Consider the following 21756-nt stretch of genomic DNA (forward strand, 5'->3'; position numbering starts at 1 on the left):
AAAGCATGGTGATAAACATATGAATAATTTGCAGCGAAAGATGGGAACGTTTTCGTTAACGATGGTGGGACTCGGCTCTATTATTGGCTCAGGTTGGTTATTCGGAGCTTGGAGAGCGGCACAAATTGCAGGACCAGCAGCCATTATCTCTTGGATTATCGGGATGGTCGTCATTTTATTTATCGCACTTTCTTACAGTGAATTAGGGGCAATGTTTCCTGAAGCTGGGGGAATGGTAAAGTATACGCAGTACTCTCATGGTTCGTTTTTAGGGTTTCTTGCAGGTTGGGCAAACTGGATTGCAATCGTTTCCGTAATTCCGGTTGAAGCGATTGCTTCTGTTCAATATATGAGCTCATGGCCATGGGAATGGGCACAGTGGACACATGGTTTAGTGGAAAATGGAAGTCTTACTGGGGGAGGCTTGGCAATTGCCTCTGCATTATTGATCGTCTACTTTTTATTAAATTACTGGACAGTTAGTTTGTTTTCGAAAGCTAATTCATTTATTACAGTCTTTAAGGTTATTATACCTGGACTTACGATTGGATCACTTTTATTTGCCGGTTTTCATGCATCCAATTTTACGTCTGCAGGAAGTATAGCACCTAATGGTTGGGCAAGTGTACTCACTGCTGTAGCAACCTCTGGTATTATCTTTGCATTTAACGGTTTTCAAAGTCCAATTAATATGGCAGGTGAGGCAAAGAATCCTGGACGTTCGATCCCAATTGCAGTAATTGGTTCCATATTAATTGCAACGGTCATCTACGTTTTATTACAGGTTGCGTTTATTGGAGCCGTTGATCCGTCTATGATTGTGAACGGATGGCAACATTTGAATTTCAATTCACCGTTTGCTGACTTAGCTATTGTTTTAGGCATAAACTGGTTAGTTATTTTACTATATGTGGATGCTTTTATTTCTCCTTCGGGGACGGGAATAACATACACGGCGACAACGTCACGAATGCTTTATGGAATGGAAAAGAATAAATATTTACCAAGCGTGTTTGGAAAACTACATCCTCTTTATGGTATCCCTCGTCAAGCCATGTTTTTAAATCTAGGCGTATCGTTCTTATTTTTATTCATGTTTAGAGGCTGGGGTGTACTGGCAGAGGTTATTTCGGTTGCGACTTTAGTCTCTTATATTACGGGTCCAGTTACTGTTATAACATTAAGACGCACAGGTCAGAACTTGTATAGACCATTACGTTTAAAAGGATTAAGTATTATTGCACCACTTGGCTTCGTTTTTGCTTCTTTAGTTCTATATTGGGCAAGATGGCCACTGACAGGACAAGTATTATTTATCATTATGATTGGTCTTCCCGTTTATTTCTATTATCAATCAAAAATAAAATGGAAGGGATTCCGTCAAAACTTTTCAGCAGGGCTTTGGATGGTTGTTTATTTACTCTGTATGATGACCATTTCATACTTAGGCAGTGAAAAGTTTGGCGGACTGAACGTAATTCCATTTGGTTGGGATATGGTCATCATTACATGTTTATCACTAGTGTTCTATAGTTGGGCAATAAAGAGTGGATTCCAAACAGAATATTTGGAACAAGGGCAAAAGGTAAACGACGACTTGAGATCAATGGAGAACGACATCACATCTCAAACGGAAAAAAAGAACGCTGTATAAAATATGAAGGCACTGCCATTGATTTCATGCTTCGATAAGCAGAATTCAATGGCAGTGTTTATTTTTAATCTTTTAAAAAGATATTTAATTACGAAAGTGCTTTTTTCTATTTATATGGATTGGATGCAAAAGGGGACGGCAAATTTTAATTTGCTGTCCCCTTTTTGGAATTTAAGAAAGGCTTTTATATTCTTTATTTCACACCTGGTTTATCGTCATACCCAGCAGTGAAGATAGCGGTTAAAAATGTAATAGCGACTGCAACGATAATAACTGTGCCCATGTTGTGACCTCCCTTTACCCATATTGTCCCACTTAAGTATAGGCTTAGTATACCCTAATTTTTAGCAGGAGTGCACACAATTTTTCTTGTCAGCTGTTTTGTCATCAATTGTTCAATGAATAAGCCTTTTTAGATACAAAAAGAGTGAAGGGGGATTCGAAACAATGCCCGGCGACTTTTTAAAGTCTGACATGTTTGTCAGACTTGGTGCATAGATTTAAGTATTCTCTGAAAGTGACAGGGGGAGGTTCCTTAAATGGATATTTTAAAGAAAATCGAAAAATTTAGAGAAGATGAACAGAAGCTTAAGTGGGAAGGCACCTTCGCAGAGTACTTAGACATCTTGAAAGAAACACCATTGGTTGCACAATCTGCTCATTCACGTGTATACAACATGATCAGAGATGCGGGGATAGAGGAAGTAAATGGATCAAAGAAATACAATTTTTTCAGCGGCCAGTTGTTTGGCCTTGAAGATTCACTGGAAAGACTCATCGAGGAATATTTTCATCCGGCGGCAAAGCGGTTGGATGTACGTAAACGGATCTTGCTTTTGATGGGTCCGGTCTCAGGAGGGAAGTCTACGCTCGTTTCTTTACTGAAGCGTGGACTTGAAAATTATTCGTTAAAAGATACTGGTGCCATCTATGCAATAAAGGGATGCCCGATGCACGAAGATCCACTGCATCTCATCCCACAGTACTTACGGCAGGATTTTTATGAGGAATATGGCATCCGAATTGAAGGTAATCTTTCGCCGCTGAATGTTATGAGGTTAGAACAGGAGTATGGAAGCAGAATTGAAGATGTGATGGTCGAGCGTATTTTCCTTTCGGAGGATAAACGTGTTGGTATTGGAACATTCAGTCCTTCTGACCCTAAGTCACAGGATATTGCTGATTTGACGGGCAGCATCGATTTTTCGACGATTGCCGAATATGGATCCGAATCGGATCCGCGTGCCTACCGTTTTGATGGCGAGCTGAACAAGGCGAACCGCGGGATGATGGAGTTCCAGGAGATGCTGAAATGTGATGAGAAGTTCTTATGGCATTTGCTTTCACTGACTCAGGAAGGAAATTTTAAAGCGGGACGGTTTGCATTGATCAGTGCCGATGAACTTATCGTGGCACATACGAATGAAACGGAATATAAAGCTTTCATTTCCAACAAGAAAAATGAAGCACTGCATTCCCGGATCATTGTCATGCCGATTCCATATAATCTGAAGGTTACAGAGGAAGAAAAGATTTATGAAAAGATGATTCATGAAAGTGATGTTTCCGATGTTCATATAGCTCCGCATACCTTAAGGGTGGCTGCAATCTTCAGCATCATGACCCGCCTTAAGGATCCCAAAAAGGGCGATATAGATTTAGTGAAAAAGATGAGGCTTTATGATGGGGAAAACGTGGAAGGCTTTAATTCCGCTGACATCAATGAATTGAAAAAAGAATATCAGGACGAAGGCATGAGCGGAATCGATCCACGTTATGTGATTAACCGAATTTCCTCAACGATCATTCGTAAGGAAAATCCGTCCATTAATGCATTGGATGTACTTATGTCATTAAAAGCAGGTCTTGACCAACATCCATCCATTACGAACGAACTTCGGGAGCGGTATCTGAATTTCATTTCACTGGCACGTAAAGAATATGATGCCATTGCAAAAAATGAAGTGCAAAAGGCGTTTGTCTATTCATATGAAGAGTCGGCTAAGATCCTCATGGATAATTATCTGGACAATGTCGAAGCATACTGCAATAAATCAAGACTGCGCGATCCTTTGACTGGGGAAGAAATTAACCCGGATGAAAAATTGATGCGCTCGATTGAAGAGCAAATTGGAATTTCCGAGAATGCAAAAAAAGCATTCCGCGAAGAAATATTGATTCGAATTTCTGCATATGCGCGTAAAGGTAAGCGATTCGATTATAATTCACATGATCGTTTACGGGAAGCGATCCAGAAAAAACTATTTGCCGATTTGAAGGATGTAGTTAAGATCACCACTTCAACGAAGACACCAGACGAAAGGCAACTGAAGAAAGTGAACGAAGTCATCACGAGACTTATCGATGAGCACGGATATAATTCCACTTCAGCCAATGATTTGCTGCGCTACGTGGGCAGCTTGTTAAATCGGTAATCCATACTTTTTTGCCCCTGCCCCCTATCGGGCAGGGGTTTACCTACTTTTACGGAAAGTTACTTATATCCTACGAATGAAACAAACGCAACGATTCCATTATAAAAAATGATAGTGCAACAAGGTTTTCAGGAATATGTGTAGAACAGTTATCTATAATCAAAGAAAAACAAGTTGCCTTAGTTAAGAAAAGGGCAGGATTTGGAGTCGATTGAATGGATTATGTTCGTGAAAAATTAATGATTACGACAGAAAGGCTCGTCCTTAGATTATTTCAAACACCCGATGCAGCAGCGGTTGCGACCCTTTGCAATAACAATAATATTTACAAAAATACATTGTACCTACCTTATCCGTATAGTTTAAATGATGCTTTATCCTGGATGGGGCACCATTACGATAATTTTATGGCTGATAAAAATTATGAGTTCGCGGTAACAGACAAGGAAACTGGCGAATTATTTGGAGCAATTGCATTATCGAACAATAAAAGTTTTAACCACGGAGAAATAGCCTATTGGATTGGCGAGCCATATTGGGGAAATGGCTATGCGACAGAGGCAGCACGAGCGATTTTGCAATTTGCTTTTGAAGAAAAGAAACTGCACAAAGTGTTTGCACGATATTTTCTATCGAACCTTGCTTCAGGTAAAGTTATGGAGAAGATTGGTATGAAAAAAGAGGGGATATTAAAGGAACATGTCATAAAAGACAGTAAATATGAGGATTTAGTATATTGCGGGATTATTAATGAAATGATCAATAATTAACATACGAAGTTAAGAAAAGGGGGGTGAATATTACTTACTCGCCATTCGAAAAAAATTTGTATTCGATTTTCATTTCGAAAACGCTTATTAATTGAAGAAAATCAACAATCAAGTTAAACAGGGCCTAAGACAAAAAAATGCCGGGCACTTCTCAATGGATGGGAGCCCGGAGTTTTTTGTTTTCTATTTAGTTACATTCAAACCGTACTGTTCAATAAGTGTGATAAGTTGGTCAGGTGAAAGTTTTTCTTCGCTATGATCAATTTTAATTTCCCCATCATCAACATCGATGATCGCACGTTCCACACCTTCCGTTTTTAAAAGTATGGACTCTAGATTTAATATCGGCCCTTCTGATGTTGCTTCCTTTACATAAAGAGTAGTTGTTTGCATGTTTCTTGCACCTCCTTAGATTGCTCATAATGTCTTATCTATACCCCATCTTTCCATCAGATATGTTACGTTTTGGATTTGGAAATATTGGGTATCAATAAGTAGAGGTGATAAAAATGAGTAAAGAAGAATTGAAAAAGGAGCATGTTCCGGAAAATAGCTCCATGGCGAAGGATTATGAAGAAATGAAAGAACTTGGGAAGCAGATGGAAAATCAAAGGACGAATGAAGAATTGAAACAGTGGGATAAACGCCCCGGTACAGTTCAACATGAAATAGAGGAAGATAAAGATTGACGAATATCATAACCAGAATCATTCTATCTATATAAAAGGGATGCCCAGAAAATTACTGGAGCTCCCTTTTGTTGTTTTCATTGCTTTTTTTGAAATGTACCTTTATGTCTCTGCTGTGCAGATTATGTACCCCAGCCAATCAAAAAAATGAAGCATACAAGAAACCGAAAAGACTGAAAAACATCAGGTCTGTTCGTTTTGATGAAATACCTATTTTGCAGTAACGTTTAGAAAAAATCTTAAAAGGGCCTCTAATGTACATGTCATGACTTGTCTAGTTCGTAGGCAAACATCCATTTTGAATTTTGTTGTAAATTATCCTGCACCGCTGCATAAGATAGAGTAATACTTTTCTTTTAATCCGTTTTTTCGTACAGTATTTTTTCATTGAAAAACCGGAATGATGTGGGCTTTCTCACACTAATTTATTATATGAAGGAATGATGAAAAGCGTGCAAACATTTTTAAGGGGGGAAGAGAATGTCGGAAGAGAATAATCAACAATATGTTATCTCACAGGAAAATTGGACCCTCCATCGGAAAGGCTATGATGATCAACAACGCCATCAGGAAAAGGTGCAGGAAGCCATCAAGAATAATTTACCTGATTTAATTTCAGAAGAAAGCATCGTAATGTCCAATGGCCGGGATGTTATCAAGATTCCCATTCGCTCCTTGGATGAATACAAAATTCGTTATAACTATGATAAAAACAAACATGTAGGGCAAGGCGATGGAGATAGTAAAGTGGGGGACGTGGTTGCAAGGGATGGCTCGCCGTCCGACGCCGGGGCCGGTAAGGGCCAAGGTGCAGGTGACAAGGCAGGTGAGGATTATTATGAAGCCGAAGTGTCAATGATGGAATTGGAGGAAGCCCTGTTCAGCCAGTTGGAACTGCCTAATCTCCAGAAGAAAGAACAGGCAGAGCATACGCTTGAACATATCGAATTCAACGATATCCGCAAGACAGGCTTAATGGGAAATATCGATAAAAAGAAAACGATGATATCTGCTTTCAAACGGAACGCTTTAAGCGGTGACCCGGGTTTTCACCCTATTTATCAGGAAGATTTTAAATTCAAAACCTGGAATGAGATCCAGAAACCTGATTCCAAAGCAGTTGTGCTGGCAATGATGGATACATCCGGTAGTATGGGATTATGGGAAAAATATATGGCTCGAAGCTTTTTCTTTTGGATGAACCGTTTCTTGCGGACAAAATATGAAACGGTAGAAATCGAGTTCATTGCTCATCATACCGAAGCGAAGGTGGTTCCGGAAGAGGATTTCTTTTCAAAAGGGGAAAGCGGCGGTACGATTTGTTCGTCCGTATACCGAAAAGCATTAGAACTTATTGATCATAAATATGACCCTGCGAAGTTTAATATCTATCCGTTTCACTTTTCAGACGGTGATAACCTCACATCTGACAACGTCCGATGCGTTAAGCTTGTTGAAGAACTCATGAAGGTTTCCAATATGTTCGGGTATGGTGAAGTCAATCAATACAATCGTCATTCGACATTGATGACAGCGTATAAGAATATCGATAATGAAAAATTCAGGTACTATATCCTTAAGCAAAAGGCAGACGTTTTCCACGCAATGAAGAGCTTTTTTAAAGACGAGGAAAGTAAGAAGTATGCATGAAAAAGGAAACGTGGAGAGTGATTTTTGTAAATCAATATAGTTGAAGGTGAAAAGGCGTGCGATTTACATTGTGCGTCTTTTTTTCAAAATATTCAGTTCCCTTCAGTATTAAGATTCATAAAGTCGAATTACATATGAAAAGGCCATTGCTCAACAGAAGCAATGGCTTTTTCAAATCCACTATACATAGATCATTCTTTTCGTCATTTCAACAGCACGCTGTCCAAACGCTTTCCCAAGTTCTTCATCATGTTTGGTAATAAGTAGAACATTCAACTGGGTAGGATTCTTACAGTTAAAACGATCCCTGTTAAACCAACAATGATACCAACCCTCAAGGACGATATAACCTTAATTGGAAAATGCAAAAAAACCAAATAATTACTGAATTGGTTGGCATTTATTTTTCAATATGATAGTATGAAAATACATATCACATATAAGATTTAAAATCACATATGTGATTTAACAAAGAGGTGAACAACAGATGTCAGTTAAATCGGCAGAACGTGTTTTGAGAGTTTTTGAATTATTAAGCCAGTATCGAGATGGTTTAACGATTAAGGAAATAAGCGAGAAGTTATCATTTCCACAGAGCAGTACATCTGGTCTGATTGGTACGTTATTTAAGGAAGGTTATCTTTCTCTGGATTCTTTTAACCAATATAAGTTAGGGCCAAAGTTGATCCAGATTGGAAGCGCTGCATTGGAGTCGTTAGATATCTCCAAACAGGCGTTACCTTATTTAAAAAGGTTGATGGAGGATGTACAAGAGACTGTATTTATGGCGTTATTGTCGGAGAAGGACTTGGTGTATGTAGCGAAGATTGATAACAATCGTTCCATTCGAACCACTGCACAGCCGGGAAGTCATAAACCATTATATTGTACAGGACTTGGAAAGGCCTTTTTGGCATTTATGAACGAACAACAAAAAAATCAAATTCTGGACAGCACGGAATTACTTCGTATTACGGGTCACACGATTACCGATAGACAAGAGTTGGAACAGCAGCTTGATATCTTTAAGCAGTTGGGTCATTCCATCGATGATGAGGAAAATGAAGAAGGGTTATTTTGTATGGCGGCTCCGATATATGGAGCGGATAATTCCATTCAAGCAGCGATCAGTGTGGCAGGACCTAAAGAAAGAATGATCAAACAAAGGGAAACGATTGTAGAAAAATTGTTGTTCACTTCAAAAGAAGTGTCAACCAGTATTGGCTACAAGGTAGGTCAAGGTCAACCTTAATGGAAGGAGGGACAGGTATGGATGTTGTAAGTTTAGGAGAAACGATGATCTTATTTTCTCCTGAAGAAACGGGTCAATTAAGATATAACCGAAACTATTCTTCCAGGGTAGCCGGGGCAGAAACCAATACACTGATCGGCCTGGCGAAGCTTGGTTATCAAACAGGCTGGATGAGCAGAGTTGGTAAGGACGAACTTGGAAAAAGAATTATTGCAAGTGTGCGTGGTGAAGGAGTGGATACTTCTTTTGTAAAAGAAGATGAAAGCGCTCCCACTGGGCTGTTTTTAAAAGAACGAACAACTATCGATAGTTCAAAGGTTTTCTATTACCGAAAATTTTCAGCTGCCAGTAAAATGACTCCTGCTGATATGGAAGAAAGCTACATTGCGAGAGCGAAGATCTTATATATTACAGGCATAACCCCGGCGCTTAGTGATTCATGCAAAGAAACCGTCTTTCATGCGATCGAGATTGCTAGAAAAAATGGAGTGAAAATTGTTTTTGATCCAAACATACGAAAAACGTTACTAGATGAAAAAATAGGAAGAGACATGTTATTGGAAATAGTCGCTAAGGCTGATATCATCTTACCCGGTATTTCGGAAGGTAACTATTTATTTCAAACAAAGGATTGTAAGCAAATCGCGGCAGAATGTAAGTACTTAGGGGCAGAAATGGTGGTCGTGAAGCTTGGTGAAAAAGGAGCTTACTATTCAACCCCCAAAGATTCTGGCTATGTGGAGGCCTACCCGGTCAAAACTGTGCTCGATCCGATTGGGGCGGGAGATGGTTTTGCTGCCGGTGTACTGTCGGGCTTACTGGATGAGCGGTCCATTCAAGAATCGGTGAAAAGAGGCTGTGCCATTGGAGCAATCGTCACAAAGGTCAGCGGGGATATCGAGGGTCTTCCAGATAAAGAAGCACTGGAAGAATATATGAACCGTATTGACAAAGATGACGTCATCCGCTAAACAGCAAGAAGGAGGGTTCAAAAATGAATGCGCTTTCAACTATTTTAAAACACAAGGTTATTTCCATTGTCCGTGGCTCAAAGCCTGGGGATACGGTGAAAATTGCAGGAGCTTTAAGAAACGGTGGCGTTAAATTAATAGAAATCACGCTGAATTCTCCCAACGCCTTACATTCGATCGAACTCGTTTCCGAAGCGTTTGGCGATGAAATGGTGGTTGGTGCCGGTACAGTACTGGACCAGGAAACGGCACGGGCAGCGATCCTTGCTGGTGCGAAGTTTATTTTATCCCCAACGGTTAATTTGGAAACAATCAAAATGACCAAACGATATGGGGCAGTAAGTATTCCCGGTGCCTTTACACCAACAGAAATCTTAACGGCTTATGAAAACGGTGGCGATATCATCAAAGTATTCCCAGCAAGCATCGGCCCGGGTTATATAAAAGATATTCGTGGTCCTTTATCACATATCCCACTGTTGCCAACAGGAGGCGTTACGTTAGAAAATATCGCTGAATTCCAAAAAGTTGGAGCGGTCGGCTTCGGAATTGGAAGCGCGCTGGTCGACACAAAGCATGAAGTCAACGAGAAATACTTAGAGGACTTAACCCGTAAAGCAGAAGCATTTGTCTCAGCCATTCGTTCTTAGGAAAAACATAAAACTTTTAAGGAGAGATTCACTATGAAAATCACAAGCTATGAATTGTTCCAAGTACCACCACGCTGGTTATTTTTAAAAATCGAAACTGATGAAGGAATCGTTGGTTGGGGAGAACCGGTAATTGAAGGTAGAGCCGCAACGGTAAAATCCGCAGTTGATGAATTAATGGAAAACCTTATTGGAAAAGACCCGCGTAATATTGAAGATCATTGGAATGTGATGTACAGAGCAGGCTTCTATCGTGGCGGTCCTATCTTAATGAGCGCAATCTCTGGAATTGATCAAGCACTTTGGGATATTAAAGGGAAATATCATAATGCTCCAGTCCATCAACTTCTTGGAGGAAAAGCAAGAGAATCGATTAAAGTTTATTCATGGATCGGCGGGGATCGTCCGACAGAGGTCGGCGAAGCTGCCAGGGAAGTTGTTTCTAAAGGATTTACAGCGGTAAAAATGAATGGTACCGAGGAACTGCAATATGTGGATTCCTATGAAAAAATTGATCAAGTGTTAGCTCGGGTTTCAGCTGTACGTGAGGCAGTGGGACCATATGTAGGAATTGGTATTGATTTTCACGGAAGAGTGCATAAGCCAATGGCAAAAATTCTTGCAAAAGAATTGGAAGTTTTCAGACCGATGTTCATTGAAGAGCCTGTATTACCGGAAAATAATGAATCATTGCGTGAAATCGCCAATCATACAGCGATCCCGATTGCGACAGGTGAAAGAATGTTCTCCAAGTGGGATTTCAAAAAGTTATTGACTGATGGATATGCCGATATCATCCAACCCGACTTATCACATGCTGGTGGAATTACCGAATGTAAGAAAATCATATCCATGGCGGAGGCTTTCGATGTGGCAGCTGCTCCTCACTGTCCATTGGGACCGATTGCATTAGCTGCCTGCTTGCAAGTCGATGCTACTTGTCATAACGCATTTATCCAGGAACAAAGTCTAGGTATTCATTATAACCAAGGTAGTGATTTGCTAGATTACATCGTGGATAACCAAGTATTCGAATATGAGGAGGGGTTTGTAAAAATTCCAGACGGAGTCGGTCTTGGTATTGAGATTAACGAAGATCACGTGAGAAAAATGGCTGAGATTGGCCATAACTGGAGAAATCCGGTTTGGAGACATAAAGACGGAAGTGTAGCAGAGTGGTAAAAGGTCTGCGGTCCTTTTGGTGGAAGAAATAACTCAAGCGAATCTGATTCTTACTAATAGTCTTGATAAGGAAATCCTTGCTCAGTCCAAGAAGGGCAGTCAAGTCATCTTCTTCGCGGAAAAGGGGGATGGTGTAAAGAATAAAGCCCATTATTCCTTCCGTCAGCTGGATATTGGGGAAAGCTGGGCCCGTGCTTCTTCAATGAATTATGTGGACACTGCTTGGTTTGAAGGGTTACCGATCCAACCTGAAATGGGATGGGAATTCGATCGATTAATTCCGGATTATGTGATTCCATTCAAGGATTACAAAAAGGTAGGTAAAAAGCAGACCGTGAACATGTTTGGCAATCCCTTGCTTTCGGAGAATGTAGATATCACTTCTGGTTACTTCGAAGGATGGCTCGGGCAAAATGGCGGCTCCGTTATCAAACAAGACATGGGCGAAGGGTCGATCCTAACGGTTACCTGGAAACTTGTCAGTCAAATCGAGCATAACCCGATCGCTCTATTAATCTTGAATCGACACATTGAGATAATGTGTGGAAAACACAAGGTTTCAAGCAGTAAGAGTGTCAGGTGATTGATAGGAATTAGCAATCCATTCCATTTTGGATTGCTAATTTTTTTTGTTCGTTAGGGGTGCTGCGCTTTCCCTTTAGTGGAGGTGGATGGCGGGGTCTGGTGAAAATTTCGTTCATGATACTTCGTTCCTATCCTTCTTCACCTGCCATGATCATATCTTACAGGATGAATAATATAAAAAATGATTTATCTCATTTCATTTTTGAAACGATATGATTTTGTGAATATTATAAAATGAAATAGCAGTGAGGGCCACTTCCCCAAACCCCCATTGTAAAAAGAAGGCCCAATTCTCTGAGCGTATCCATAATATTGTGCCTGGATAAACACTCAGGCTGCCTGTTCCCTTTGTTCAAGGGGCAGGCTGTTTTAATTTTTCGTGAATTTATAATATTTTTTTGCTCCTTTTAATACATGCAGATTGAATATTAGGTGTTCTGTTCCCCAGAAGCTACTATATTTGCGATTCCCTCTCTTCCTTTTTATATCCCCATGCCATTTCATTCAAACTTAGTGCCTCTGTGAGAAAAGAATAATTAGCCGCTCTCACCAGCATTTTCAAAATCTATTAAATCAAACACAGCAAGGTTCCATTTATGAAAACATAACTGCATTTCTTTTCTGAATGAATGTTTTTACTTTATGAAATACCGACATTCACCAATTTGTATATAATGATGCCAGAATATAAATCTAGATAATATCAACATCATGATAAAGGAGAAAGATGATGTCGAAGCAATTTAACTTTTTTTTACTATGGGTACTACAAAATTGGTCCACCCTATTGAAATATAGGATCTATATTATTCAAGCCTTTTTAGTCTTATTTTTGATGTACCTTTTATTAAATGAACAAGAAATAAATACGCTGAAAGTCACCCTCATTTTAATAACGTCACTATCCTTTCTTAAAAGTGCCCATAGAAAAAAAGGATGAATAAAAGTAAAGGTGTATGTAAGAGGATTACCGGGGAAGGTCTATGCGCGATACCGAGTCGCCACATATGCTTTGGATTGTATACTGCTATGGATATAAATGTTCACGTAATGGCGACGGGCGTTATGAAAATGAGCTACAGGTTAAAATAGAAGAAACTCTTCATGGAATGAAATAATGACTAAATAGGATGAATCCTTTCAAGGAAAATGAAGGTTTTAAAATAAAGTAGAATCTGTGTGATAAGAAGGAACTAATGGTTTCTCTTATCACATTTTTGTTATGTAACCATAATGATTGTACCCCATAAAAGAAGCTTGAATTTTAAACGTGGAGTTGATAGGAAGGTGTGTTTTTTTAAAAATGCAGGATCATTATATTTACATATTCCTTTTAACACCCATCACCATAAATGAAAATAATCACATAAAAATTGACGGTTAATGCCCTAATATGGTTCCTAAAATGATTTTTAATGGATCATTATTGGAACGAGGTACTTGTCGAAAAAAAGTAATATTAATCTTGTAATAAAAATTAATATTTATTTAGGAGGAACGTTCAATTTATGAAGAAAAATAAAATGTTAAAACCTATTAACGTTATGACAACATCATTTCTATTAGCAAGTTCTCTATTAATACCAAGTGTAGGATTTGCGGAAGAACTATCCACACCAAAGAATAAGGATATTTCGAATGCACAAGCATCCGAGGTGAAAACTCAAGAAGCGCGTACACAAACAACTGAAACACAATCACCGAGTAAAGCCGTTACAAAAATGACAGCAAACGAAACAGTCGTCAACAATTTTCAAGAGTTAAAGGTTGCTTTAGAGGCAGATAACGGAATATCGACGATTCATCTAGGTAGAGATATAGACATAAGCGGAGCGATTAAAATTCACCCGGCAAAAACGGAAATCGTGATTGAAGGAAATAATCATACACTATCGGAAACAGGAGGAGCGTTAGGAGCCGCAGATGGTATCTATGCCAATGGTAATAAACTAAGAAGTGTCCATGTAAAGAACTTGGATATTAAAGGAAAGAACTATTATGGTTTCATTACCATATATGATGGAACACAAAATGTAGAGCAAATATTCGAAAATGTAAATTACAGTGGACCACAATTAATCTGGAACCGTTTCGGGAATGCAATTTTTAAAGGAGTTAACGACATTTTTATTAATAATCATACAATGCCAGGATCAGCACCTGCCCAGGAGATGGCGGAAACTGGAAGTGTAGAGATTGATGGTGAAACTAATATAAGCCATAATAATGGCTATGCTCTTATTTGGTCGATTACAGCAGAACCACAATTTAAGATTGCTCCAAATGCGAATGTAGACATTAAAACACTTCATAGTGGTTATGGAATATTTTATGCAACAGGTGGCGATGGAGGTTTTTCCATTGGAAATAATGCAAAGGTAAAGTTTGATGGGGCAAAAGGAGTTACCGTCAATGGAAAGTTTAAGTCATTTAACGTGGATGACGGTGCAGATGTACAGATAAATAGATCTGGTACGGATTCATACCCAGTGATCTCGCTTTATGGGACAGCCAAGATCAATAATCAAGCGAAACTGCATGTAACTACAGAAGATGGTCATGCTTTGCAAGTGGTAAATAAACTATCCACCATTGATTTTAATAATCCAGAGAATGTTTTATTGTCCTCAGTAAAAAAACAAGCAATAAATAATTTAAGTACATCCCTTACGATGAGTATGAATACGGGTATGGTGAATCTTTGGACGAGTGCGACAGAAAATCCTACAAATAGTTATATGGGAAAATCAGGTGGAAATCTTACATGGAAAGCTATATATAAGTATAACGTAGCTCAATCAATTAGTGGTAACCCAACGAATTTCATTATTGACCTTGCTAAAACAAAAAAGATTGAATTAGGAAAAGATAAAGATGGGCAAGCAGAAAAAGACCTAGCCGATGCGAAGAACAAAGTGGAAGATCTGTTCACGGATGATAAGTTCGACACATTGAAAGGAACAACGGATAAAGGGGCGATTGACGAAGCCCAAGAAGCGGTCAATAAGCTTCCTGAAGGTGCAGAAAAAGACCGTCTGCAAGATTTACTGAACAATGCGAAAGATTTATTGAACAAAAAAGAACAAGCAGAAAAAGAACTAACCGATGCGAAGAACAAAGTGGAAGATCTGTTCACGGACGATAAGTTCGACACATTGAAAGAAACCACGAATCAAGCGGCGATTGATGAAGCCCAAGAAGCGGTTAATAAGCTTCCAGAAGGTGCAGAAAAAGACCGTCTGCAAGATTTACTGAACAATGCGAAAGATTTATTGAACAAAAAAGAACAAGCAGAAAAAGATCTAACCGATGCGAAGAACAAAGTGGAAGACCTGTTCACGGATGATAAGTTCGACACATTGAAAGGAACGACGGATCAAGGAGCGATAGATGAAGCAAAAGAAGCGGTCCGCAAATTACCAGCCGGATCTGAAAAAGACCGTCTGGAAGATTTACTGAACAAAGCCCAAGATCTATTGAATAAGAAAGAACAAGCAGAAAAGGACCTATCCGATGCAAAGAACAAAGTCGAAGATCTGTTCACAGATGATAAATTCAACACATTGAAAGACACGACGAATCAAGGAGCGATTGACGAAGCTCAAGAAGCGGTTAATAAGCTTCCTGAAGGTACGGAAAAAGACCGTCTGCAAGATTTGGTGGACAAAGCGCAAGATTTATTGAACAAAAAAGAGCAAGCAGAAAAAGACCTAAACGATGCGAAGAACAAAGTGGAAGATTTGTTCACGGACGATAAGTTCGACACATTGAAAGGAAGTACCGATCAAGGAGCGGTTGATGAAGCCCAAGACACGGTCAACAAATTACCGGAAGGTCCGGAAAAAGATCGCTTACAAGATTTGGTGGACAAAGCGCAAGATTTATTGAACAAAAAAGAACAAGCAGAAAAAGACTTAGCGGATGCAAAGGACAAAGTGGAGAATCTGTTCACGGACGATAAGTTCGATACATTGGAAGGAACGACGGATCAAGGGGCGATAGACGAAGCCCAAGAGGCGGTGAATAAGCTTCCTGAAGGTGCAGAAAAAGACCGTCTGCAAGATTTACTGAACAAAGCTGAAGATTTATTGGATAAAGATATAACGGCTCCGAATGCACCGAAACTAAATGAAGTTACAACAAACAGTAAAGAAGTAACAGGAAGCGGTGAACCTGAAGCAAATGTGACTGTCACCATTAATTCCAAGAAATATACTGGGGTTGTAGGTCCAGACGGGAAATTCAAGGTTGCTATTCCAAATCAACCCGTTAATACGATAATAACAGTCACCCTTACAGACGCGGCAGGAAATATCAGCGGGAGTTCATCTGTTAAGGTGGTACAGTTTATGCCGAGTGAACCTGTTAAGCTCAATACTGTGTACCAAAATGCAGAGGTTATAACAGGAACTGCACCTGAAGGGGCAACGATCGTACGCTTACTGGTAAATGGCGAACCTCTACGTACGGCACCTGTCAATGAAGATGGAACATTCAGTATATACAGTAAGTACGTAGGAGTGGACGAGAAGGGAAATAATAAAACCCTACAAGTAGGCGATGTCGTAACGGTTGACTACGGTATGCGGACTCCATCGAAATTACAAGCTCATACTACGGTAGTCAAGGAAGTTGAAAAACTACAGGTAAATGCAGTGGCTCCTAATGCGGATTATGTTACTGGCAAAGCACCTGAAGGAACTCTAAGTCTCCGTTTGTTAGTGAATGGAATGCCTCAGAGAACAGTTTCCCTAACTCAAACCGGGGCAGGTTACATTAATTCGGATGGAAGTTACCAAATTTACAGCCGATTTATCATCGATGAAAATGGAGCAAACCGGAGGCTAAAAGCAGGAGATGTCATAGAAGTTGATTATGGTCCACTAGTAGTTGGAGGAGACGTAGTAAAAACGATCGTCAAATAACCATTGTGAGAATGATGTAAGAAGGCCTCTCCTATAGGAAGTGGGTCCTTCTTACATGTTTCAAAAGCTTTTAAAGTGTTATGAGTATTTTTTTCGTTACAAATAAATAAGGATCCAATTTTGTGTATGAGAGAGTGAGAAATATGGAGAAAAGATACTGAAGAATCTCTCTTTAAAAAGGATTTATATATTTATTAAGGGGTGACATTATGATATTAAAGAGTAGCTTCAGCAGTATTTGGATCTGTATATTAACTTTAACTATATTTTTGACGGGCTGTACGTCAGGAGAAAAGGTTGTTCAGGATGAACAGCAAAAGCAAACGAACTCTTCCACTAAGGACGAAACAGGACAAGAGAAAGCCATATCTGGCGTAAACATTCGGATTGTAAAGGCTTTGAAGCTTGAACATCCAGATCAAAAAGGAAAAGTAGTTTTACAGATACAGCTGAAGGCAACTAATAAAACGGCAGAAGAACGATTTGTAGACGTTTTTGAAATGTCGGTATGGAATAAAGAAAATAAAAAACTAAGTATCTATCCAGGAGATAATTTGGGGACACAATTATCACCTGGAAAAAGTGTTAAAGGAAATGGGTACTATGTAATAGAAGGTAAGGGGCCGTTTAAGGTGCAGTATGAAAATACTGACACTAAAGATAAGCAGGAATGGATCATTAACCAAGTGACAGACATGACAGCTGCTGCCCCTAAAAAGTAGGCAGTGTTATTATAAGCCTGGCTAAAATGTTTGAAATCCCCCGAGTAATGGCACCGTGATAAAGGCCAATTCATCGGGGGGTTTTTGTATTTCCTTAAACGATCAAGAGAATGGAGTAGTGAAAGTTTTTGATCGTTTCCTATCTGCTTGCTTGTTAATATATTTTCATTTTTTGGGGAGGGTCCGGCCTAAATTAGAAATATACTCGGCTAAAAATGCGTGTTGGCAAAGGGCAGGCTACTCTTAATCTTTACGCATAATCCAGCTGTTGGTGTGAGTTTATATATCATGAAAAAAACATGGTTATCCAGGTTATAAAGGGTAGATGAATCAAAAACAGAACGATTCATTCGAAATCTGGAACTAGGATTAAAAGTAAATATGATAATTTATTAATGCTAACGAAAAATATAATGGGAAACGAAGCTTACAAAACGGATGTTCAAGAATTTCTAGTATGTGTATCATAAATTGGTTGTACCTGGTCGGTTTTGCTTACTTATATCTTTAATATTAGAAGTTTGCCAGTTTATTCGGTGTAATGGTTTGGTTCGTGAATTGACATTATAGCGTGTTAGTTTTAATAAATCGTTAAGTTATAAATGAAATGGAGGAGTTGAATCATGATAACTGCGATAACTCATGAAAGAAAACAACAAATATATAATGCTCAATACTCGCACAAATCTAATCTGCGGAGAGAATTAAAGAACAAGACGGCTAAAGTCGGAGTGATTGGATTGGGGTATGTTGGTCTTCCAACAGCTTGTCATTATGCAGCTGAAGGATATAAGGTGACTGGATTCGATGTCTCTGAGTCAAAAGTGGAAAGTTTAAATAGCGGAATTAATTATATCAATGATGTAGATAATGACGAGCTTAGCGAATTGATAAACCAAAAGCGATTTACTGCGACAACGGATATGAAACAGGTTGGAGAGATGGATGTTCTTTTGATTTGTGTCCCGACCCCTGTCAATAATTTGAAAGAACCTGATATCTCGTATGTGAAAGATGTAGGACAAGTTATAGCTGAACATGTGAAGGAAGGAACAATGGTTATTTTAGAAAGTACAACGTATCCAGGAACGACAGAAGAATATATCTGTACACCATTAACAGATAGAGGATATGTGATTGGGGATAACCTTTTTGTAGCTTATTCGCCTGAAAGAATTGATCCAGGAAATAAGAAATTCAACTTAAGCAACACCCCAAAGGTTGTCGGGGGGATAACGGAAAACTGTACAGAATTAGCATGCATGTTTATCGGAAAGAACGCACATTGTGTTAAAGGGATCCGCGTTGCAGAATTAAGCAAAATCTTTGAAAACACATTCCGGTGGATTAACATGGCTTTGGTCAATGAATTGACAGTTTTGTGCAAAGAATTGGAAATTGATATATGGGACACGATCAATGCAGCTTCCTCGAAACCATACGGGTTCATGAAATTTACCCCAGGTATTGGTGTAGGGGGACATTGTATACCGGTCGATCCCTACTACTTGCTCTATAAAGCAAAAGAACATGGTCAACGAACAAAAATGATTGAACTGGCAGGGGATATTAATGACGGGATGGTTCACTATTCATATAACCGCATACTTGAGCTGCTTGCAGCCAAAGACAAGCTTATGAAACACTCACATGTTGTGGTTTTAGGTGCTTCTTATAAAAGTGATATTGGTGATTTAAGGGAAAGCCCGGTCGTTCGCTTACTAGAAAGGTTACAAAATAAAGTCCAGAATCTAACTGTCATCGAACCCTATGCAAAGGAAATCCGGATCAATGATCAAATTCAACCGGTGGCAAAATACGATGCTGCCATTCTTCAAAGAGCCGATATTGTTGTCATTGGAACACCACACAATTGTTTTGACTGGAAAAGTGTCCATGATAATGCGTCATTAATATTCGATTCCAAAAATGTGATGGAGGAAAATGGTCTGCTGTCCGATAAGGTTGCAAAATTATAGGCATCAAAAACAAATATGTGAACAAACGAAAAAGGTTTAAAGATGGATTGGAGTTGATGGAATGAGTGGGACACTCAATATAAACGATATTTTTCAAATGGTAAAAAAGCGCATGGCACTCATTTTTATCATCACAACCCTTATTACGGCAATAACGGGTATCGTAAGCTTTTTTATTCTTTCACCTGTTTACCAAGCTTCTACACAAATCTTGGTCAATCAATCCAAGGAAAGTACAGAACTTTACAATATAGGTGAGATTCAAACCAATATTCAATTGATTGAGACTTATGGAGAGATCATCAAAAGTCCAATGATGTTGGAAAAAGTAAAAAATCGACTGAATCTTGACATTTCAAATACAGCGTTATCGGAACAAATCGAAATCGTCAGTAAGGGTAATTCCCAAATATTTACCATTAAAGTTGAAAGCACGGACCCTAAACTTGCTGTAAATGTCGCCAGTGCAATTACGGACATCTTCCAAGATGAAATAAAAGCGCTAATGAATGTGGATAATGTCAATGTCTTATCAAATGCAACTATAGGAGATAATTCCTCACCTATAAAACCGAATCCGATCACGAACATGATCTTCGCATGTTTTGCAGGGTTGGTAATAAGTTTAGTTCTTACATTCTTGATCGAATTTTTAGACAATACAATCAAGGTTGAATCTGATATTGAAGATCATTTAAAGATGCCGATGCTAGGCATCGTTAATTTAATGGAAAATAAAAAAAAACGAAAAAAGTAGATTTATAATCACAACCTCAAGAGGTGAAAAGCTTGACACGCAATGAACGGCATAAAATGACGGAGAGTAAGAAAAGGAGCAGTATTTCTATGTTGAAATCGAAATCTCCGGTTGTGGAGCAATATAGGACGATCCGAACGAATCTTCAATTTTCCGCTGTGGAAAAAGACATAAGATCCATGATTTTCACCTCAGCAAACGCAGGTGAAGGAAAATCAACCACTTCAATTAATGTCGCAGCAGTTTTTGCACAGCAAGGGAAACGTATCCTCATCATAGATGCGGATTTGAGAAAGCCCAGTGTTCATACTAACTTTAACATGGAGAACTACCTGGGGTTAACGAATGTCATATCAAAGCAAAACAAATTACATGATGCTGTACAACCTTCCATTTACCCGAATTTAGATGTGTTGACAAGTGGACCCATTCCTCCTAACCCATCGGAATTGCTTGGGTCAAACGGAATGGTGACATTGTTGGATGAAGTAAAGATGAATTATGATTTGGTTATTCTGGATACGCCGCCTGTTAATGCTGTTACAGATGCTCAAATACTAGCGAATATGACAGATGGAGTCGTTTTAGTGGTTAGCAGCGGAAGTACTGAAATACAGCAAGCAAAAAAAGCGAAGGAATTACTTGAAAATGCAAATGCAAAGCTTTTAGGCGCAATCTTAAATAAGAAAAAACAAAAACATCCTGACGAATACTACTACTATGGTAAATAAAATAAGCAGTTTGGAATTTGATTTAACATTCGTAGTTAGGCCAAAGAGGGGATACCAATGATTGATATTCATAGTCACATTTTACCCGATATCGATGATGGGGCTGGAAATATCCAGGAAAGTATAGAAATGGCGAGAAAAGCTGTAGAACAAGGAATCACCAATATCATTGCAACCCCTCATTATAATAGGGGGATATATGAAAATGATAAAGAAAAAGTGTTGGAGGAAACTAGAAAAATAAACCGAGTACTTGATGATCTGGAAATCCCGCTAAAAGTATGGCCTGGGCAGGAAATCAGGATATCCGATGAACTTATGGATGATTATGATAATAATAAAATCATGGGCTTGAATGGTTCGCAGTACATCCTTCTCGAACTGCCTTCAAACCATGTGCCAAGATATACGGAACGATTAATCTATGATCTTCAAATGAAAAGAATGACACCGATCATTGCTCATCCAGAGCGGAATTTGGAAATAATAAAAAATCCGCAACTTCTAAAAGAGCTAATGTGGAAGGGGGCGTATTCACAAATAACAGCAGGGAGCATCACAGGTAAATTCGGATGGAGAACAAAAAGATTTTCCAAATTTTTAGTTCACTCAGGTCTTACTCATTTTATTGCTTCAGATGCTCATAATGTTGGAAACAGAGGTTTTCAAATCAGGGAAGCACAAAGGATGATTGAAAAGAATTTTGGACAAGAAGTAGTGAATGTCTTTAATGAAAATGCCGAGAATGTTTTGTACGGGATGAAAGTTAAGGAACTCTTGTTTGATTAAAAATATTTATATGAG

At 38.9% G+C, this 21756-nt stretch carries 17 protein-coding genes; 16 read left to right on the forward strand and 1 reads right to left on the reverse strand.

The window, feature by feature from the left end; all coding sequences use genetic code 11:
• Positions 1–19 precede the first annotated feature (19 nt).
• The 3 genes from ABIE66_RS04665 to ABIE66_RS04675 all read left to right on the forward strand — a co-directional run bounded on the left by ABIE66_RS04665 (position 20) and on the right by ABIE66_RS04675 (position 4859).
• On the forward strand, positions 20–1654 hold the full coding sequence (locus ABIE66_RS04665; RefSeq protein ID WP_289323860.1) for a glutamate/serine transporter AimA: 1635 nt from the start codon (positions 20–22) through the stop codon (positions 1652–1654).
• Between the two features lie 539 nt (positions 1655–2193).
• Positions 2194–4089, forward strand: a complete 1896-nt coding sequence (locus ABIE66_RS04670) for a PrkA family serine protein kinase (protein ID WP_289323861.1) — start codon at positions 2194–2196, stop codon at positions 4087–4089.
• Between the two features lie 215 nt (positions 4090–4304).
• A complete protein-coding gene (locus ABIE66_RS04675; protein ID WP_370014004.1) occupies positions 4305–4859 on the forward strand; it encodes a GNAT family N-acetyltransferase in 555 nt (184 codons plus the stop codon).
• Between the two features lie 183 nt (positions 4860–5042).
• On the opposite strand, the gene ABIE66_RS04680 is transcribed toward ABIE66_RS04675, so the two are convergent.
• Positions 5043–5252, reverse strand: coding sequence for a hypothetical protein (locus ABIE66_RS04680; protein WP_289317779.1), 210 nt, complete (start codon positions 5250–5252; stop codon positions 5043–5045).
• A 116-nt stretch (positions 5253–5368) separates the two neighbouring features.
• Between ABIE66_RS04680 and ABIE66_RS04685 the strand changes: the two genes are divergently transcribed.
• From ABIE66_RS04685 to ABIE66_RS04745, 13 genes are all read left to right on the forward strand, one after another.
• A complete protein-coding gene (locus ABIE66_RS04685) occupies positions 5369–5548 on the forward strand; it encodes a hypothetical protein (RefSeq protein WP_289323863.1) in 180 nt (59 codons plus the stop codon).
• A gap of 480 nt (positions 5549–6028) precedes the next feature.
• A complete protein-coding gene (yhbH, locus tag ABIE66_RS04690) occupies positions 6029–7198 on the forward strand; it encodes a sporulation protein YhbH (RefSeq protein ID WP_289323864.1) in 1170 nt (389 codons plus the stop codon).
• A gap of 487 nt (positions 7199–7685) precedes the next feature.
• Positions 7686–8450: an IclR family transcriptional regulator gene (locus ABIE66_RS04695; RefSeq protein ID WP_289323865.1), complete on the forward strand. Its 765-nt coding sequence runs from the start codon at positions 7686–7688 to the stop codon at positions 8448–8450.
• A 17-nt stretch (positions 8451–8467) separates the two neighbouring features.
• Positions 8468–9421, forward strand: coding sequence for a sugar kinase (locus ABIE66_RS04700; protein ID WP_370014005.1), 954 nt, complete (start codon positions 8468–8470; stop codon positions 9419–9421).
• Positions 9422–9444: 23 nt separating this feature from the next.
• Positions 9445–10071: a bifunctional 4-hydroxy-2-oxoglutarate aldolase/2-dehydro-3-deoxy-phosphogluconate aldolase gene (locus ABIE66_RS04705; protein WP_370014006.1), complete on the forward strand. Its 627-nt coding sequence runs from the start codon at positions 9445–9447 to the stop codon at positions 10069–10071.
• 33 nt (positions 10072–10104) lie between these two features.
• Positions 10105–11253: a galactonate dehydratase gene (dgoD, locus tag ABIE66_RS04710; protein WP_289323868.1), complete on the forward strand. Its 1149-nt coding sequence runs from the start codon at positions 10105–10107 to the stop codon at positions 11251–11253.
• 19 nt (positions 11254–11272) lie between these two features.
• Positions 11273–11836, forward strand: coding sequence for a hypothetical protein (locus ABIE66_RS04715; protein ID WP_370014007.1), 564 nt, complete (start codon positions 11273–11275; stop codon positions 11834–11836).
• 1510 nt (positions 11837–13346) lie between these two features.
• The gene (locus tag ABIE66_RS04720) at positions 13347–16763 is read left to right on the forward strand and encodes a toxin Cry1Ac domain D-VI-related protein (protein WP_370014008.1); all 3417 of its coding nucleotides are present in this window, start codon (positions 13347–13349) and stop codon (positions 16761–16763) included.
• A gap of 209 nt (positions 16764–16972) precedes the next feature.
• Entirely contained in the window at positions 16973–17485 is a 513-nt protein-coding gene (locus ABIE66_RS04725) for a DUF4352 domain-containing protein (protein ID WP_370014009.1), read from the forward strand.
• Between the two features lie 623 nt (positions 17486–18108).
• Positions 18109–19464, forward strand: coding sequence for a nucleotide sugar dehydrogenase (locus ABIE66_RS04730; protein ID WP_370014010.1), 1356 nt, complete (start codon positions 18109–18111; stop codon positions 19462–19464).
• A 61-nt stretch (positions 19465–19525) separates the two neighbouring features.
• Positions 19526–20221, forward strand: a complete 696-nt coding sequence (locus ABIE66_RS04735; RefSeq protein ID WP_370014011.1) for a YveK family protein — start codon at positions 19526–19528, stop codon at positions 20219–20221.
• Positions 20222–20244: 23 nt separating this feature from the next.
• Entirely contained in the window at positions 20245–20952 is a 708-nt protein-coding gene (locus ABIE66_RS04740; RefSeq protein ID WP_370014012.1) for a CpsD/CapB family tyrosine-protein kinase, read from the forward strand.
• Positions 20953–21009: 57 nt separating this feature from the next.
• Positions 21010–21741 (forward strand): tyrosine-protein phosphatase, encoded by a 732-nt coding sequence (locus ABIE66_RS04745; protein WP_370014013.1) that lies wholly within the window; start codon positions 21010–21012, stop codon positions 21739–21741.
• Positions 21742–21756 lie beyond the last annotated feature (15 nt).

It is taken from the genome of Peribacillus sp. B2I2, assembly GCF_041261685.1.
Lineage (GTDB): Bacteria > Bacillota > Bacilli > Bacillales > DSM-1321 > Peribacillus.